Genomic DNA, 17,284 nt, shown 5'->3' with positions numbered 1-17,284 from the left:
CCATGACGATCAATCTGCAACTCGACGCCCTGCGCAGTGCTTACCGTGAAGGCCACACCACACCGCGACAACTGCTGCTGAGCCTGCGCGACAAAGCCGCCGCGCTGAACCCCGACTATCACCTGTTCATTCATTTGCTCAGTGTTGAAGAACTGGAACCGTACCTCGCCGCGCTCGACGGTCAGGACATCGACAGCCTGCCGCTGTACGGCGTGCCGTTCGCGATCAAGGACAACATCGATCTGGCCGGCATTCCGACCACCGCGGCGTGCCCGGCGTTTGCCTATGTGCCGCAGCAGTCGGCGACCATCGTCGAGCAGTTGCTGGCGCTGGGCGCGATTCCGCTGGGCAAGACCAATCTCGATCAGTTCGCCACCGGGCTCAACGGCAGTCGCTCACCGTATGGAGCCTGCCCGAACAGCGTGTTGCCGGAGTATCCGTCGGGTGGTTCCAGCGCCGGGTCTTCGCTGGCAGTGGCGCTGGGAGTGGCGAGTTTTTCGTTGGGCACGGACACCGCAGGTTCCGGGCGCGTGCCGGCGGCGCTGAACAATCTGGTGGGGATGAAAGCCACCAAGGGGCTGATCTCGACGGCAGGTGTGGTGCCAGCGTGCCGGACGCTCGATTGCGTCACGACGTTTACCGCGACGGCGCGGGAGGCGAGCCAGTTGCTGGCGCTCACCGCACACCTCGATCCGCGAGATGAGTACAGCCGCAATAATCCACTGTGGAATGACGGCTCGGCGTTTGGCACTCCGCGTCCCTTCCGCTTCGGCGTGCCGCGTGCGCAGGACCTGGAGTTCTTCGGTTGCCCTGAAGGTCCGCTGTTGTTTGGAGACGCCATCGATCAGCTCAAGGCGCTGGGCGGTGAAGCGGTGGATCTGGATATGTCGCCGTTTCTCGAAGCCGCGCGTTTGCTTTACGAAGGCCCGTGGGTGGCGGAGCGCTACAGCGTTGCGGGCGAATTGATGGAACAGAATCCTCAAGCGGTGTTGCCGGTGATTCTCGCCGTGTTGGCCAAGGCGCCAGCGGTGAGCGGCGTGCAAACGTTCCGCGCGCAGTATCGGTTGCAAGCCTTGAAGGCGCTGTGCGACAAGGCGCTGGAAGGACTCGATTGTGTGGTCACGCCAACCCTCGGCCGTCCCGTGACGCTGGCCGAACTTGAGGCTGAACCGGTGCTGCGCAATTCGGAACTGGGTTACTACACCAACTTCATGAACCTGCTCGACTACGCCGCCGTCGCCGTGCCGAGCGGGTTCATGGGCAATGGTTTGCCGTGGGGTGTGACGGTGTTTGGTCGGGCGTTTACCGATCAGTACTTATTGAGCGTGGCGGATGCGTTTCAGCGTCGTTCGGATGCGCCTACATCGTCGGCAGTCGCCCGCAATGACCGCGCAAGGTTGGTGGTGTGCGGTGCGCACCTGGATGGATTGGCGCTGAACTGGCAACTGAAGCAGCGCGGCGCGACGCTGGTCGAATCGACGTTCAGTTCGCCGGACTATCAGCTGTATGCACTGGCCGGTGGTCCGCCGTTTCGTCCGGGGATGGTGCGGGTGAAGGACGGCGGTGTGGCGATTGCAGTGGAGGTCTGGGAATTGCCGAGCCGTGAGCTGGGGTCGTTCCTGACCGGAATTCCGGCGCCGTTGGGATTGGGCAAGGTGCAACTGGCGGATGGGCGTTGGGAGAGTGGCTTTATCTGTGAGCAATATGGATTGGAGGGGGCGGTGGATATCAGTCATCTGGGTGGGTGGCGTGCGTATCTGACAGATCGGCGCTGATCTCACGATTCACGGGCAAGTCGGAACGCCGACCGCTCGCTCCTACAGAGTGACACCGCAATACCCTTTGTAGGAGCCGGCTTGCTGGCGATGGTGTGTCAGTTGACGTCTATGTAGCTGACCCACCATCGCCAGCAAGCCGGCTCCTACAGGTCATGCGGTGTTGATCTGGAGCGAGCGGTCGGCGTTCCGACGTGCCCGCGAAGGCGTCCGCACAGGCGCCATCGCACCTGATTCCTGCCGATTCACCCCACAAATCCCGCAGTTATTTCCCCGCAGTCCCTCTAGAATGCTCCCCATCGGGTCACTGCCAACGGAATCGCCATGCCGCTTCACTCGCCGCTGTATTCGCAACGTTCGCTGGTCCTCACGCTGATCGCGCTGCTGGGCGCAGGCTTCCTCGCCACGTCATTCCTCAGCTACTACGCCTCGCGCGCGTCGATCCGCGACAACATCGTCAACACCGAGCTGCCGCTGACATCGGACACGGTCTACTCGGAAATCCAGAAAGACCTTGTCAGACCGATCCTGATTTCCTCGATGATGTCTCGCGACACCTTCATGCGCGACTGGGTGGTCAACGGCGAAAAAGACCCCGACCAGATGACCCGCTACCTCAACGAGGTCATGACCCACTACGGCGCCTACACTGCGTTTTTCGTCTCCAACGGCACGCTCACCTACTACCACGCCAAAGGCGTGCTCAAGCAAGTCAAAGTCACTGAACCGCGCGACGCCTGGTATTTCCGCGTGCGTGACATGGCCGATCCCTACGAGATCAACGTCGACCCCGACCTTGCCAACAAAGACAACCTGACGTTCTTCATCAACTACAAGGTCTACGACTACAACAACCGTTTCATCGGCGCGGCGGGCGTCGGTCTGACGGTGGACGCGGTGATCAAGCTGATCGACAAATACCAGCAGCGCTACCAGCGCAGTGTGTACTTCGTCGACAGCTTTGGCAGGCTGGTACTCACCGGCGCAGAGGGTGGCCCGCAAGGCGCGCACATCGGCCAGAAACTCAGTGAACTCGAGAGCATGAAAGACCTGGTCAGCCAACTGCCCAAACCCCACAGCGGCAGCTACGAATATTCCGTCCAGGGCCAGGGACATTTCCTTAACGTGCGGTTCATTCCGGAGCTGAACTGGTACCTGTTCGTCGACAAACGCGAAGACGGCGCCCTGAGTGAGATCCGTCAGTCGCTGTACCTCAATTTACTGATTTGCCTGCTCGTTACGCTGATCGTGCTGATGCTGCTCAACCGGGTGATCAAACGCTATCAGGGCAAGATCCACGCGCAGGCGACGCTCGACAGCCTGACCGAATTGCCGAACCGTCGCGGCTTCGACCTGCTGGCCGCGCAAGCCATGCACGAAGCCCAACGCGAACCGAAACCGCTGACTGCATTGTTGCTGGATCTGGACCACTTCAAGGCCTTGAACGACACCTACGGCCACCTCGCCGGCGATCAGGTGCTGATCGGTTTCGCAAGGGATCTTGAGAGCTGCCTGCGCCATTCCGACATCGTTTGTCGCTGGGGCGGTGAAGAGTTCATCGTGCTGCTCAAGGACACGGACGGTGAGACGGGTCTGATGATCGCCGAGAAAATTCGCCAGCATGTCGAACACCAGCGTTATGCCTACAACGATCATGCCTTGCAGCTGACGGTCAGCATCGGCTTGACCACCTTGCAACCGGATGACACCTTACACACCCTGCTCTCTCGGGCCGATCATGCGATGTATCGGGCCAAGCAATCCGGCCGTAACCGTACCTGCGCGCAAATGCCTCACACCAGTTATGCATAGCCCTACATGAACAAGCCTGAATTCTGCCCGGCCTGCGGCGCCTCCAATGACTGCACCCTGGCCGACCCGCGAACCGCCGATCGGCCCTGCTGGTGCTACAGCGTCAGCATCGACCCGGCGGTACTCGAAGCGCTGCCCGCCGAGCTGCGCGACAAATCCTGCCTGTGCCCTCGCTGCGCGCAGGTCGAGTCGCAGTTGTAAGCAGCGGCCCGGCCGATCGCGTAAGATGCGCGGCCCTTTTCCTGCCGATCTCAACTCATGCGCGTTGACCGTTTTCTCAGCAACCTGCCCCGCTTCAACCGTAAGCAGGTTCGCCTGTTGCTGGTGGAAAAGCGCGTGCGGGTTGACGGAAAAATCGTCAGCGACCCGCACACCGAGGTGCTGGAATTCAGCCGTGTCGAGGTCGATGAGGAAGTCCTGCAAGTCGGCAAACCCGCCCGCTACTTCATGCTGCACAAACCGCCCGGTTGCGTCAGCGCCACTCGCGACCCAGAGCATCCGACCGTGCTCGACCTGATCGACGAGCCGGACAAGGACGACCTGCACATCGCCGGCCGCCTCGACTTCAACACCACCGGTCTGATGCTGATCACCAACGACGGCAGCTGGTCGCGACGCCTGACCCAACCGCAGACCAAACTGCCCAAGGTCTATTACGTCGAGACCGAACAGGAGATCGGCCCGCAATACGCGCTGAAATTCACCGAAGGCCTGTATTTCGCCTTCGAAGACCTCACCACCCAACCTGCCGAGCTGATCGTGCTCGGGCCGAAGTCGGCGCGCCTGAGCATCGTCGAAGGCCGTTATCACCAGGTGAAGCGGATGTTCGGCCACTTCGACAACAAAGTACTGCGCCTGCACCGCGAAAGCATGGGTCCGCTGGTGCTCGATAACGCGCTAAAACCGGGCGAGTACCGTGCGTTGCGCACCGAAGAGATCCAATTGATCTAAGCAGCCTACCGCTCAGCAGAAGTTGTCGAACAATTCACAAATGGCACTTGCGCGATCCCCTCTCCCCTGCTTGAATCAGGTCGTCAGCCGAAATGTGACTGACGAGTCACAACATACTTCTAAGAAACTTTTTGTCGGTTAGAGAACCCTCAGGTTCCGCCTCAGACCGGCAGACTGCCCGCCAATAACAATACCCGTCGACCGGACTGCAATGGATCGACATGGGCCTCCAAAATTCCAGGCGTATGCCTACCTGTCACAAAGCTCGTGCAATCTCATTTGCGCGCATACCCGCTTGCCAGGAGTCTTATGACATGAGGCCAGAAATCGCTGTGCTGGATATACAGGGTCAGTATCGGGTTTACACGGAGTTCTATCGCGCAGACGCCGCAGAGAAGACCATTATCTTGGTCAACGGCTCGATGGCCACGACTGCGTCGTTTGCACAAACCGTGAAAAACCTCCATCCGCAGTTCAATGTGGTCTGCTACGACCAGCCCTACGCGGGCAAGTCAAAAGCCCACAACCTGCATGAGAAATTGCTGACCAAGGAAGTCGAAGGGCAGATCCTCCTGGAGCTGATCGACCACTTCGCCGCCGAACACGTGCTGTCGTTTTCCTGGGGTGGCGCCGCGACCCTGGTCGCCCTCGCCCAACAACCGCGACGGATCGAAAAAGCCGTGATCAGCTCGTTCTCCCCGGAGATCAACGCGCACATGCTCGACTACCTCGAGCGCGGTGTTGACTACCTCGGCAGCCGTGACGGCGACCGGGTCGGCAACCTGGTGAACAGCACCATCGGCAAACACCTGCCGACCCTGTTCAAGCGCTTCAACTATCGACACGTCAGCAGCCTGGCCGATCATGAATACGGGCAGATGCACTTCCACATCAACGACCTCTTGCACAGCGATCGCCAGTGCTTCTTCAAAGCCGCTGAGAAAATCAACGTGCCGGTGCTGTTCATGAACGGCGAATGGGACGAATACACCGCCGCCGATGGCGCCCGGTTGTTCGCCGACCACGTGAAACACGCCTCCTTCACGACGCTGGATGCGACGGGCCACTTTCTCGACATGGAACACAAAGCCGCCTGCCGAGACAGTCGCAACGCATTGCTCGGTTTCCTGAAACCAGAGCAACAGGCAAGCCGACCGCGTTACCACTACGTCCAGGACCACCATGCATTGTCAATCTGAAACAGCGTCATCGCGAGCAAGCTTCGCAGCCTAACGCCATACAGTAGGCGCGAGGCTTGCCCGCGAACGACCGTCACGCGGTCCGATGTCTTGTTTCACCTGCGCTAAAGCCATCTCGCGCAAAGAAAAACTTCATTTCCACGCGCACATCTGGTACAAAGTCAGCCGCTCTGAGCGGGTGTCGTATAATGGCATTACTCCAGCTTCCCAAGCTGATAACGAGGGTTCGATTCCCTTCACCCGCTCCAATCGAATTTTGGTCTCACGTTGAGATGGTTTTGACGGGGATCTAGAAAGAAAAAAACCGGCCCATGTGGCCGGTTTTTTTATGCCCTTCGATGGAGCTACAGGAGCGTTTCAAGGGGTGCGGCAAAACCCTGCAATATAGAAAACGCCTCATTTGCGGCCATCTCCGAACTCTCTCCTCACGCCCTCCTAAACTCGTTTTTCACACCCTCTTTCCATCGGCGCCGAGAAGGCTCAGTGGTTATAGTGTTGATCATATAAACTCAGTAGGTATAGTAACCACCTAAGCACACCACATGGAGGTGATGTGAATAGCCGATTTTTGATAAGCCAGATCGTTGCGGATGGCTGGTATCTGGTTCGAATCAGGGGCAGTCATCATCACTTCAAGCACCCGACCAAACCGGGGCTGGTAACAGTTCCTCATCCGAAAAAGGACCTGCTCAAAAAAACGGCAATCAGTATTTTGCAACAGGCGCTGCTCTGACGATCCCGATGCGCGGCGACTCAGGAGGACAATGAACATGCTTTACCCAATTGCGATTTCAATGGGCGATGACGAACACGCTTGGGGCGTAGAGGTACCGGATATTCCGGGGTGCTACTCAGCTGGTGAGGATCTGGATGATGCCATGGCCATGGCTCGCGAAGCCATTGAGGGCCATTTTGAAATTCTTGCCGAAGACGGTTCACCGATTCCACCCGCGAACAAAGTCACTCTGCATGCGGCCAATCCGCAGTACGCCGGTTGTACATGGGCGGTGGTGGACATCGATGTTACCAAGTACCTGGGCAAAGCCCAGAAGCTGAACATCACCCTGCCGGGCTACTTGCTCAACCGCATCGACGAATACGTATTGCACCACCCGGAAGAGAAAAGCCGTTCAGGTTTTCTGGCATCGGCAGCACTGAAGGTGTTGCAGCAGAGCTGATGACGTTGTTTCTAAAATGCAAAAACCGGCCTCAGTGGCTAATGCCAGTCAGTTAAGAGAATTTGTAGGAGCGAGCTTGCTCGCGATGGACTTCAGGACGACGCGTGTACCCAGACAATACGCGTTATCGTTGGCGTCCATCGCGAGCAAGCTCGCTCCTACAAGAGTCAGCTTTCGCTTAACTGATCGGCATTAGCCTCAGTGGCCGGTTTTTTTATGGGTCGGATTTAGTGACACGCGGCATTCACTGCTCATCTCCACCTGCTTTCAATCCTTCCGCTCGTCAGCTGTCCGGCACACTCCCTCGAACCTGCCTTCCAATGAGTACATCCCTCGGACGGAAGGCTTAAGCATGAACACCAAAATCGCTGCTCTGACGCTTGCGGGCCTACTGTCTTCCTGCTCGTTCTACGCGCTAGCGGCCGAGAAGACGACAGGAAGTGCCGTTCCTCCTGCCGCTCTTCCCGGTCTTAACCAGGGGCAAGCAGCTGAATCAAACAAGGACAAGGCCAGCAAAAAAGGCGAGGAGTCTTCGGGGGCAAATTCCGGGGCTGATTCAAAAACGCTGGAGAAAGACTCAGGTTCTTCGCACAAAGCGGAGGAGTACCAGAAAAAACAACGTGAAAGTCACCCTGGGGGCGTGAAGCAACCGGCCTATTGAGCATCCTCACACAAAGGTAGAAGGCAAGCAGAGCCACAACAGAACGCAGGGATCGTTTCCAGCTGTTCGACGAGGTGCTTCACCTGACCGGCCTTGATGGCCGGTTTTTTTGTGTCAGGCATTTTGTTTCAACACGGAAATTAACGTTTTTCCATGAAATCGGCGTTTTGTTAACGTTTTCGTTGCCCAATTAATGGATTCATCGACACTGACACCGGGAAGCAATGCCCATTCTCTGAGGGTTTAAACGAGACAGTATGTGGAAAAGGCAAGCTCCTACACGACTCTGGGAATTGTCCGTAGACTTGTCCATTGCTGTGCCTTTGTCATGAGTCCTATAGTCCGAACGCGCCCAAATGGCGTATTGGGTTTGGCGACTCGATGACTGGTACAGAAGCCTCCGAGAATTTCTCGGAGTGCTTTTGAACGCACTTGGCTGCCTCTTTTTTTGGTGGCTGTGCGTGGGAGACCCCACGGTCTGCCGGTTTTACCATGTCCCGGTTCGCCAACCCACGTACAGCTACCACCCTATTGTTTGGCGACGATTGAGTGGTAGGTCTTCCCTCCGATATGGTGATCACTCATGAATGACTACATGGCTTTAACCAGCAACGCCGACGACCTCCCCACGTTCTACGTCAACACCACCCAACCGCTGCATTCCCTTCTCAGCTCCGCCCGTTACAGAATCGGAGCGGTGACGCAGGTCCTGGAAAACCTCGCGATGCGCGGCGAAATCAATTCGGATTCGGTGATTCTCAGCGACTTCGCAATGCTCTGCAGCATCCCCTTGCGCGATGGCTGCGATGTGCTGGATGTCATTGCGCGACGGATGGATGCAGAACCGTCCTGACATCAAAAAGGGCGTCTTTTTGGCGCCCCTTTTGATTCGTAAATCAACTGCTGTGTCGTGAACTTCTTTACCAGTTACTGTGGCGAGGGAGCTTGCTCCCGCTGGGTCGCGAAACGGCCCCAAACAAGGACTGCTGCGCAGTCCGACGGGAGCAAGCTCCCTCGCCACAGGTTTTTTCGGCGCTCCACGTATATTTTTCGTATAGATCCCCGCAACCCAGTAAAGAAGCAGTAGCGCAGCATCAACCCCAACCAAAAAACCCCTACCCTGCCCTCTCACCTTTCACGCAGAGATCAGCATGGACAATTCAGAGTTGGGGATCATGATCATTTCAATGATTGGGTTGTTCGGCTTTGCGTCGTTTCTTTTCGACTACTTGAGTGCCAAACGAAGGGACAGATAACGTTGTCTGTCCCTTTTTGGCATCAACGGGTCGCGACAATGAACAATCGCGGGAACGGCAGCAGCACCGAACCATCGCTCAGCGTCGGATACGCCTGCTCGATCGCGGCGTGATATTGCTTGAGGTACTGCGTCTTTTCCGCGTCATCCAGCGGTTCGAGAAACGGCCGCAAACCGCTGCCCTTGAACCACTCGACCACGCCCGACGCACCGCCCGCCAGCGGATGATGGTAGGTGGTGCGCCACACATCCACGCGCGTGCAGTGTGGTCGCAGCATCGAATAGTAATCGCTGGCACTGGCCATTTCTGTGCGTTGCCCGGCGGCGTCCGCCAGCTTGCTGGCCCACGGGCCATCGGCAGCGACTTCGCGCATCAGGCGATGGGACGGTTCGTTAAGGTTGTCGGGCATCTGAATGGCCAGGCTGCCGCCCTGGGTCAGTCGGGCGGCGAGTGAAGGCAGCAACGTCGCGTGATCGGGCAACCACTGCAACACCGCGTTGGCGAAGATCACGTCGAACGGGCCGTTGTCGTTCCAGGTGCCAATATCAACGGTGTCGAACTGCACTTGCGGCAACCGCTTGCGGGCGGTTTCGATCATGTCGGTTGAACTGTCGACACCGCGCACCGCGGCGTTGGTGAAGCGCTCCACGAGCAATTCGGTCGAGTTGCCGGGGCCGCAGCCGATGTCGATGGCCGAACGTGCGTCCACAGGCGGAATCGCCGCGAGCAGGTCGCGTGCCGGGCGGGTGCGTTCATCTTCAAAAGCGACGTATTGCTGGGCGGACCAACTCATTGCGTTCTCCTGTCGATTCGTTATCCGGGCCTGGGCCGACAACCGGTTCGCTACGATACATCGACCCGTGCGCCAGCCCTATCCGACTTATGGATGTTCAAAGGATATGAGGGCTGTTTCTTATCGCCAAATCATCGAAAGCCATCACCAGATCGACCGTTCGTCGAGCTACCAGCAAAGCAATTTTGACAGCCTGAGTTTCACTTCTATAGTCCAATCGCGGCCCGTCGGAAGGAACCCGAACCCGTCAGTTTGTACTCAAGGAGCAAGGCCAGCTCATGCCCGTGACAGGTGGGTTCCGTCCGTAGTGTTTGCGCAACGACCGCAAGGCAAGCAAGCGTTGTTGAGCCTGGAAAGATGCCAGGCATTCACTATGAACAAGGAGCTTTACTATGTCTCGAGTCACGGATGTGCTGGTTTCCATCGACACCGAAACCATCTTGAAAAACTACCCGAACATCAGCAAAAACCCGGCTTCGCCAACACTGATCGACGTCAACCATGTGTACATGGTGACCAATCAGAACAACGTGGTGAGCGGCCAGGCCGGGGGCGAACTCAACTTGAAAGCACAGGTAGGCGACCTGATTCGCTGGCGTGAAACCAGCCTGTCGCAGAGCTTCGAGACCGCCGTGATTTTCTACAAGTTCATCGGCAATGTCGGTAACGACTTGATCTCCACGCCCACGCCGCGCAAGGCTACCGCTTGCGTTGCGGTCCCCAACACCAGCAATCCATCGGTACCAAGCTGCCAGAAAGTCGATAACCATTACTGGTCTTCGGAAACCCTGTCCTGCGGCAGCGTGACGTATCACTTCCACTTCCTGATCGTGGATCGCGATTGCAAGATCGTCGGCTGCTGCTCGTGGGACCCGTTTATTACCATCCGTAACTGACGAGCGTCCGGCCCCTTGGTAACGAGGGGCTTTTGCCGACTACGTTGCCGCTTCGACAGGAACAGGATGCCTGCATGAACCGAAGCGGCTGCCGTCATGTGCCACCATCATGAAAGGAATCCATGATGACTTCCGAACCGATCAAATCGCCCTCATCCAGCGTCGCGACTGCCAACAATGTGTTGCTGATTGTCGATGCCGAATCACTGCTGTCACGTTACCCGGAGCCCAGTCTTGAGGCGGACAAGCCGACGTCCATTTCTGATGGTTTTGTCTTCGCCATCAACGGATCGCTGAAGCCACAAAATACGATAAATGACAGCTCTATTACTTTAAGAGCCGGGAAGGATGCGACATTCCATATCCGAGGCAGAACCGTCAGCTTGCTCGCCGAGCACAGCGTGGTTTTTTACGACATGTCCGTTGGCGATGCCGGCGTACTTTCTGCGCCTGAACTGGTGGCTCAGGACGGCCTGACAGTGCCGGCACCCGATCCTGAAAACCCGACTGAACCGGGTAGTCACCAGGCCGATGATCATTATTGGAAATGCACACGACTCGCCACCGGGGTTGAAGCGTGCGAGCTGAAATTCATGCTGATTGATAAAAACTGTGAGGCGTTGGGGTATTTCAGTTGGGCGGTTGAAGTGAGGCTTCCGGACTGAAAAAAACTCAAAAAAAAAACCGACCTCAACAGTCGGTTTTTTTGCAATTAACTGGCTAGTCGTAATACCCGACCGTCTTCTTCAAATGATCCGAGTACTCGTAGATGTCATCAACAGAGTTGATTGCATGCCGGGTTTCATTCTTCTCTTCGTCAAATATGCCGATGTACTTCTGTGAGCGATTGAAGTGCAGACGACAGATCGGTTTTCGGTTGTTGTCGTCCAGCAGGATGCCGAAGTAACTCTGGGTATCGCGCTGAACAATTCGCTTGGCATCCACGACTGAACGAACCACGGCACGGACTATGTGATAACCCTCCAGTTCTTCCAACGTCGTCAGAACCTTGTCCTCTGACTCATCTCGTACATCTGCCTGTTCAGCTCCGCCTGAGGAAACCGGCAACGAGGCCAGCGCTGGCTGGATGGCTCCGCTCATCGCCGACTTGAGCCGGTCATTGATCTGATCATTGAGAAACTGCACGACTGCTTTTCTCGTCAACTCATGAAACTGCTCACGTACTTTCTGCGTTATGACACCGTCATACACCCGGGAAGCGAATACCTTCACAAAATCGTCATCGGGTTTGCTGACTTGCGAAGCAATGATCTTTTTGATTTGGCTGACGTATTTCAACTCACCCGCGGCGCTGATGATCGAATCCACATCGAACGCAGACTTAGTGAGCTTTACCAACTCTGGGACGGAATACTCGTCGATATCCAGGAGATCGAGCTCAAGAAAAGGTTTCTCATCCATCTTGTTGGGCGCATCCAGATCAGTGAAGAATTTGTAGATCTGACCGTTGGTGAGGATGGAAATACGAGCGCTGGTGACGTGGAAGTAACGGAACAGCTGCGAGGCATGATTGATGTGTAGTGGTTCGCCTATTTTCTTGCACTCGATCAGGATCTGAACCTCACCTGCCTTCATGATTGCATAGTCAATTTTTTCTCCCTTCTTCGTTCCAATGTCGCAGACGAATTCGGGAGTAACCTCGGTCGGGTCGAAGACATCGTAGCCAAGCACCGTGCTGATAAAGGGCATGACAAAAGCGTTCTTCGTCGCCTCTTCCGTTTGAATTGCAGCGCTCTGCAAACGGACTTTGGCGGCTAAACTTGCTAACTTTTCGAAAAATTCCATGCGTGACCCCTTCCTGGTTTCGATCCGTGTGTTTGCATGCTGGCAAATTGATTGCCTTTGATACTAGACACAAACCAGCACAAAGAAAGATTCCGCCCAAGAATTGCGAATGACTCTCTCCGCCCTCGGATCTGGAGCCCTTCGCTTTTTAATGGAACTCGAATAGGTAATCAGAATTTTCATCACGCCCGCGCTGTCTGAAACTCAGGCGCATCCCTATAAGGAACACGGCAATGAAATTCGCAAAAATCTCGCAGAAACTTGCGTTGTGGGCCGGCAGTCCCAAGACGTTCATGGGGGCGTTGATTCTTATCGGCCTGTGGGGTTTGAGCGGGCCGATTTTTGATTACAACGACACCTGGCAACTGATCATCAACACCTCGACCACAATCATCACGTTCCTGATGGTGTTCCTGATCCAGAACACGCAGAACCGCGACACCGACATTCTGCATTTGAAGATCGATGAGTTGCTGCGGGTGAACAAGGAGGCGCAGAACGCGATGCTCGGGCTCGAGGCGCTGGATCTGAAACAGCTGGAGGCGCTGCGTAAACACTATCGCGCCATGGGCGAAAATGAGGTGCATGGTCTGGCGGGGCTGGCGACCAAGGGCAAGCACAAACAGGATTTGAACGACTGCTGAATGCGCTAGCGGCGTGTCTGACACACCGCGGTGTTTGGATCGCCAGCAAGCCGGCTCCTGCAGAATGCTCAAAATGTGCGTCAGCGACTGGCCTGCAGCGCCTTGGCCATTTGCAGATGGTTCTGCAGTTTGGGCAGGGTTTCTTCGGCGAAGGCCTTGATCTCAGGCACATCGGTGGTCTGCGCGGTCCGCTGCAGTTGCTCGATGGCTTCCTGCGTGGTCTTCACCTGGCTGGCGGCGTAGGCCTGATCGAAGGTCGCGCCGTCCTGCACTGGCGGCATCAAGGTTTTGGCCTTGTCGACCACTTCTTCCCGTGGCGCCACCGGCAGATCAAGTTGCTTGGCGATTTTCGCCAGGTGCTGGTTGGCGGTGGTGCGGTCGTTGATGACGATGATGGTGTAGTCCTTGACCTCTTTGGATTCGGACTTCTGGTGCGCCAGGCGGCTGGTTTCGATGTCCGCCATGCCTTTGGCCGACGCATCGTTGATGAATTCGGCGGGGGACTGGGCAAAGGCACTGCTGGCACACAGGCCCAGTAACGTGGCAAAACTTGCCCTGCGTATTCGGGTGGCCATCCGGTTCATGGTCGCGCCCTCCTCTATAAATTCAAACGGGAGCTTTCGCTCCCGCCTCTCAATCAAAACTACTGTCACCACTACTTGGATTTCTGGCCACTTTTGCGGCCCATATCGGGTTTCGCAGGCTCTTTATCAACAGTCGTGGTGGTAGTTTTCCCACCTTTGCGACCGGCTTCAGACGCCTTCGTTCGATCGTTGGCGAGATTTCCCGAGTTCGAGTTTCTTGAGTTAGGCATGATTCTCTACCTCTTGGTATTGATCGCGGCGAGCAGGAGCCCGCATAGAATCTGAATTTCGATCACTGCAAAGGTTTAGAAAAACTGGGATCGATGCGACGAACGGCGACTGGTTTTCAAGCCCTGTGCTGCAGGTGATTCTGACGTTTGGCGCTGTACATGGCCTCGTCGGCATGGCGGAACAATTGCTTTTCCTCTGTGCCGTGCTCGGGGTAATGCGCAACGCCGATGCTCGGCTGGATGTTCAGGTTGTGGCCATCCAGCCGCAGTGGCTGCGCCAGGATGTGTCGGATTTTGCCGGCGACACCGTCAGCGTCTTCCGCAGCCTGGATGCTGTGCAACAACACCACAAACTCATCACCACCGATACGCGCCACGGTGTCGGTTTCCCGCACGCAGCCTTTCAGGCGATTGGCGACCGCTTGCAGCAGCATGTCGCCGACCGCATGGCCGTGGGTGTCGTTGACTTCCTTGAAGCGGTCGAGATCGACGTACAGCAGCGCCATGCGCCCGCATTCCGACTTGGCCAGTGTCAGGGAGGCTTTCAGCCGGTCACGGAGCAACTCGCGATTGGGCAGTTGGGTCAGTTGATCGTACTGGGCCATGCGCTGCAGCCGGGCATGCAATTGCTTGCGCTCGATGGCGGTCGCGACCTGGGCGCACACGAACTGCAACAGTTCCTTGTCTTGCTCGGTGTAGCGCTCGCTGCCCGCCACGCTTTTAACGATCAGCGCGCCGATGGTGCCGTTCTGCGAGTTCAACGGCACGCCCAGCCAGCAGGGCGAATGCTGGCCGGCAACCAGCAACTCAAAGCCTTCCGGAGCGTTGTCCTGATCCGGGGTCAGCAGGATCGGCTGGCCGCTGCGGATCACCTCGGCACACAGCCGTCCGGTGACGGTACCGGGCTGCTCGGGTTGCTGTTCGTTGTCATCGACGTGGTAAGGGAAATTGAGCTGCGCGCAGTGCTCGTCATACAGCGCGACGGAGAAATTCAGCGCCGGCAGCCACTCACCGATGATCAGGTGGATGCGTTTGAACAACGCCAGCAAGTCTTCCGCCGCGTGAGCCGCTTCAGAGATTGCATACAGCGCCGCCTGCCGGGACTCGGCCTGCTTGCGCTCGGTGATGTCGCGGGCCACGGCGATGCGCAATTGATCGACTTCCGACCAGCGCGCGGACCACAGGATGTGCACCACGCCGCCATCCTTGCGCAGGTAGCGGTTTTCGAAGTTGAGTTTGGGGTCGCCGCCCATGATCTCCCGCGCAGCGTCGAGGGTGCGCTGGCGATCGGCGGGATGCACCAGATCGATCATCGGCTGGCCGACCAGCTCATCCGGCGTGTATCCGAAAATGCGCTCGCAGGCCGCGCTGACAAAAACAAAGCGACCTTGTTTATCAACCGCGCAAACGGCGTCCAGCAGTAGATCGATGTAACTCGCCAACGGCGCGGAATTTCTGGTTGCCATGGTGCAGAGAGCATGTCCGAACAATGCAGCAATAAAAAACCGTCCCTGACCGGTGATGATGCCGCTGACGCGTCCCTGCGATCAGTTTCAAACCTTGTTCGGCATCAGCCCCGGCAAAGCATGCGCCAGGGCGTTGATGGCGAAACCGATAAACATCACCCCGCACAGCCGGGTGATCGCCAATTCATGCCGTTGATACAGGCTGCGCACCTGCCGTGCACCGACGATGCCAATGAGGATAGCGTAGGCGATCAGACCGCCGACGAAGCTCAGAACGATCAGCCAGGGCAGCATCGACCAATGCAACAACTCCGCACGACTGGACAGCAGCGCCGTAAAGGTCGCCACCGCCACCGGATAAGCCTTGGGATTGGTCAGACCGAACAGAATGCCGTGCCAGAACGGTTGTCGCGCCGGGCCCTGCGGCGCTTCGGCACTGCTGCGCCTGGCCCGCACCGCGCGCAAACCGAGCCAGAACAGATACAGCCCGCTGAGCACGCCCAACACGTCAAACGCCGTACTGCCGATCTCCCGCGCCCCGACGATCGCGATCAGCGCGGTGCTGCACCAGACCACGTCACCGAGCAAATGCCCGCACAAAAAACCTGCCCCTGCCCGCCGCCCACGCGCTGCACCAATGCCGAACACCGCCAATACGCCCGGCCCCGGAGTGATCCCGTAAATGAAGCCCGAGGCGAGAACGGCCATTAGCAGCGATGGGGTCATCGGGGAAATCCTTTGAACTATTTGGTGAATGGGCGCAAGTCTATATCAGGTCCCCGGAAATCGACTGACTGATCGTCGAAGAACTTCATTCCCGCATAGGGACGCTGCCGACAGGCCGCCAGCCGCGACGCCAGATCGCCGACATGGGCTTCGAGTTTGTGGCCGTCCGGGTCGAGGAAGTAGAACGACGCGCCTTCGCTGCGGTTGTCGCGCCATTCCCGGACGTTGACGGCTCGAAGGCGTTCGACGAATGGCAGGAAGTCGGGTGTGCTGATGCTGAAGGCGTAATGGGTGTAATCGGCGGCAGGCCCGGCGTTGCGCAGGGGATCGAGGGAAAGGCACAGCCACAGGCCGGGCAGCGAAAGATAGGCGCCGGTGTCCCAGGTAGCGTCGAGCTGAAGTTGCAGGAGGTCATGATAGAACTCAACGCTGCGGGTCAGGTCGGTGACGGCGAGGGTCAGGTGGTTGAGGCCGGTTAGCATGATATTTATAGACCTTTGAAACCGTGTGGCAGGACGTAGCTTTTACCGTCGTATCGAAGCGTCGTCAGCACCGGTTTTTCGGTAATGGTCTTTGATTCACAAGCCTCCCCCTCGCCCTTCCCGATTTCGCGGCTGGACACTGTTTTGACGATCAGGTCCGCGTAGCCATGTGAACGGGTGTTGCCGATTTCGAGGGTGCGGGTGTGTCGATAAAGCTCTCCGGCGCAATTGCCATCCCATTCACCGCCGTACTCATAGGTGATGAGCTTGTCGAGGACCGGACGCAACTGGCCGCCCTCTTTCACATAGAGCGAGAGCAACTTTTCACTCACGGGATTGACCCGTGACGAACCCTTGAACGTGACGCGTACACCAAACGCTCTCAGGTCCGGCGTGAGCTTGTAACGTGCGGTGTCGAGTTGCAGGTCTTCAAAGGCAATGGCATCCGACTCGAAAGCCGCTGTCTTGTGATACGTCGCCAGCGGTTTCGAATCACCCGCCGAGACAATGGCAAGATTGAGATCGTATTTACCCTGAGGCCCATAATCGCTCGCCGAGTACCCCGATTCGAACTGCGACAATGCCGTAATCGTCAGCCCCGGATAGGCCGGCCACTCCTTGCACACCGAATAGCCGAAATCGCCGGCCAGAAACGGTTTCTCGCAAGCAGCGAAGGCCTGTCCCGCCATCATCAAACTGCACAGTGCCGCATATCCCATTCGTACAGACTTCAATGTCATTCCTTGCTCCTTGTGTGTTTCAAAAAAACAGACGATTTCAGGCCCGCACGACAACTGATAGTACGGTAGCGACTGCCAGCCAGTC

Annotated in this window: 20 protein-coding genes and 1 tRNA gene; 13 read left to right on the top strand and 8 right to left on the bottom strand. The window is 57.2% G+C overall.

The features are described 5' to 3' along the window. The first annotated feature begins 2 nt into the window (after window positions 1-2). The 10 genes from atzF (at window position 3) to PMI01S_RS24010 (ending at window position 8,429) form a co-directional block, all read left to right on the top strand. Window positions 3-1,775 carry an allophanate hydrolase gene (atzF, locus tag PMI01S_RS24055; protein ID WP_084322638.1) on the top strand — a complete coding sequence of 591 codons (1,773 nt, stop codon included), beginning with the start codon at window positions 3-5 and terminating at the stop codon, window positions 1,773-1,775. Window positions 1,776-2,099: 324 nt separating this feature from the next. Further along, window positions 2,100-3,587, top strand: a complete 1,488-nt coding sequence (locus PMI01S_RS24050; RefSeq protein ID WP_084322637.1) for a sensor domain-containing diguanylate cyclase — start codon at window positions 2,100-2,102, stop codon at window positions 3,585-3,587. Between the two features lie 6 nt (window positions 3,588-3,593). After that, window positions 3,594-3,788 carry a cysteine-rich CWC family protein gene (locus PMI01S_RS24045; RefSeq protein ID WP_084322636.1) on the top strand — a complete coding sequence of 65 codons (195 nt, stop codon included), beginning with the start codon at window positions 3,594-3,596 and terminating at the stop codon, window positions 3,786-3,788. A 57-nt stretch (window positions 3,789-3,845) separates the two neighbouring features. Then, window positions 3,846-4,538: a pseudouridine synthase gene (locus PMI01S_RS24040; RefSeq protein WP_084322635.1), complete on the top strand. Its 693-nt coding sequence runs from the start codon at window positions 3,846-3,848 to the stop codon at window positions 4,536-4,538. Window positions 4,539-4,852: 314 nt separating this feature from the next. Next, window positions 4,853-5,737, top strand: a complete 885-nt coding sequence (locus PMI01S_RS24035; protein WP_084322634.1) for an alpha/beta fold hydrolase — start codon at window positions 4,853-4,855, stop codon at window positions 5,735-5,737. 174 nt (window positions 5,738-5,911) lie between these two features. After that, window positions 5,912-5,985: transfer RNA gene (locus PMI01S_RS24030), tRNA-Gly, on the top strand. Window positions 5,986-6,290: 305 nt separating this feature from the next. Continuing rightward, window positions 6,291-6,470 (top strand): type II toxin-antitoxin system HicA family toxin, encoded by a 180-nt coding sequence (locus PMI01S_RS24025; protein ID WP_007984690.1) that lies wholly within the window; start codon window positions 6,291-6,293, stop codon window positions 6,468-6,470. 37 nt (window positions 6,471-6,507) lie between these two features. Further along, window positions 6,508-6,915: a type II toxin-antitoxin system HicB family antitoxin gene (locus PMI01S_RS24020; protein ID WP_084322680.1), complete on the top strand. Its 408-nt coding sequence runs from the start codon at window positions 6,508-6,510 to the stop codon at window positions 6,913-6,915. A gap of 352 nt (window positions 6,916-7,267) precedes the next feature. Beyond that, window positions 7,268-7,576 (top strand): hypothetical protein, encoded by a 309-nt coding sequence (locus PMI01S_RS24015; protein WP_084322633.1) that lies wholly within the window; start codon window positions 7,268-7,270, stop codon window positions 7,574-7,576. A gap of 583 nt (window positions 7,577-8,159) precedes the next feature. Further along, on the top strand, window positions 8,160-8,429 hold the full coding sequence (locus PMI01S_RS24010; protein WP_017336893.1) for a hypothetical protein: 270 nt from the start codon (window positions 8,160-8,162) through the stop codon (window positions 8,427-8,429). A 425-nt stretch (window positions 8,430-8,854) separates the two neighbouring features. On the opposite strand, the gene tam is transcribed toward PMI01S_RS24010, so the two are convergent. After that, the gene (gene tam, locus PMI01S_RS24005; RefSeq protein ID WP_084322632.1) at window positions 8,855-9,625 is read right to left on the bottom strand and encodes a trans-aconitate 2-methyltransferase; all 771 of its coding nucleotides are present in this window, start codon (window positions 9,623-9,625) and stop codon (window positions 8,855-8,857) included. Between the two features lie 392 nt (window positions 9,626-10,017). Here tam and PMI01S_RS24000 point away from each other — a divergent pair, with 392 nt between their 5' ends. Together PMI01S_RS24000 and PMI01S_RS23995 are read left to right on the top strand one after the other, a co-directional pair. Continuing rightward, a complete protein-coding gene (locus PMI01S_RS24000; protein ID WP_017336890.1) occupies window positions 10,018-10,521 on the top strand; it encodes an inclusion body family protein in 504 nt (167 codons plus the stop codon). A gap of 125 nt (window positions 10,522-10,646) precedes the next feature. Next, window positions 10,647-11,186, top strand: a complete 540-nt coding sequence (locus PMI01S_RS23995) for an AidA/PixA family protein (protein WP_084322631.1) — start codon at window positions 10,647-10,649, stop codon at window positions 11,184-11,186. Between the two features lie 55 nt (window positions 11,187-11,241). Here PMI01S_RS23995 and PMI01S_RS23990 read toward each other — a convergent pair whose 3' ends face one another. Beyond that, window positions 11,242-12,327: a type I restriction endonuclease gene (locus PMI01S_RS23990; RefSeq protein WP_084322630.1), complete on the bottom strand. Its 1,086-nt coding sequence runs from the start codon at window positions 12,325-12,327 to the stop codon at window positions 11,242-11,244. A gap of 233 nt (window positions 12,328-12,560) precedes the next feature. On the opposite strand from PMI01S_RS23990, the gene PMI01S_RS23985 reads away from it, so the two are divergent. Further along, entirely contained in the window at window positions 12,561-12,971 is a 411-nt protein-coding gene (locus tag PMI01S_RS23985; RefSeq protein ID WP_084322629.1) for a low affinity iron permease family protein, read from the top strand. 80 nt (window positions 12,972-13,051) lie between these two features. Here PMI01S_RS23985 and PMI01S_RS23980 read toward each other — a convergent pair whose 3' ends face one another. From PMI01S_RS23980 to PMI01S_RS23955, 6 genes are all read right to left on the bottom strand, one after another. After that, complete coding sequence (locus PMI01S_RS23980; RefSeq protein WP_084322628.1) at window positions 13,052-13,555, bottom strand: DUF4142 domain-containing protein; 504 nt, start codon at window positions 13,553-13,555, stop codon at window positions 13,052-13,054. Window positions 13,556-13,626: 71 nt separating this feature from the next. Then, window positions 13,627-13,785, bottom strand: a complete 159-nt coding sequence (locus PMI01S_RS23975) for a KGG domain-containing protein (RefSeq protein ID WP_084322627.1) — start codon at window positions 13,783-13,785, stop codon at window positions 13,627-13,629. A gap of 116 nt (window positions 13,786-13,901) precedes the next feature. Continuing rightward, window positions 13,902-15,251: a sensor domain-containing protein gene (locus PMI01S_RS23970; protein ID WP_084322626.1), complete on the bottom strand. Its 1,350-nt coding sequence runs from the start codon at window positions 15,249-15,251 to the stop codon at window positions 13,902-13,904. 87 nt (window positions 15,252-15,338) lie between these two features. Further along, a complete protein-coding gene (locus tag PMI01S_RS23965) occupies window positions 15,339-15,977 on the bottom strand; it encodes a LysE family translocator (RefSeq protein WP_084322625.1) in 639 nt (212 codons plus the stop codon). 17 nt (window positions 15,978-15,994) lie between these two features. After that, window positions 15,995-16,459: a fosfomycin resistance glutathione transferase gene (gene fos, locus PMI01S_RS23960; protein ID WP_084322624.1), complete on the bottom strand. Its 465-nt coding sequence runs from the start codon at window positions 16,457-16,459 to the stop codon at window positions 15,995-15,997. A 5-nt stretch (window positions 16,460-16,464) separates the two neighbouring features. Beyond that, a partial coding sequence (locus PMI01S_RS23955; RefSeq protein ID WP_307641715.1) for a PA3715 family protein occupies window positions 16,465-17,284 on the bottom strand: 820 nt, incomplete at its 5' end.

The organism is Pseudomonas migulae NBRC 103157 (genome assembly GCF_002091715.1).
GTDB classification, from domain to species: Bacteria; Pseudomonadota; Gammaproteobacteria; order Pseudomonadales; family Pseudomonadaceae; genus Aquipseudomonas; species Aquipseudomonas migulae_A.
Note: the sequence above shows the minus strand (reverse complement) of the source record. Positions and strands in the feature narration are given on the sequence as shown.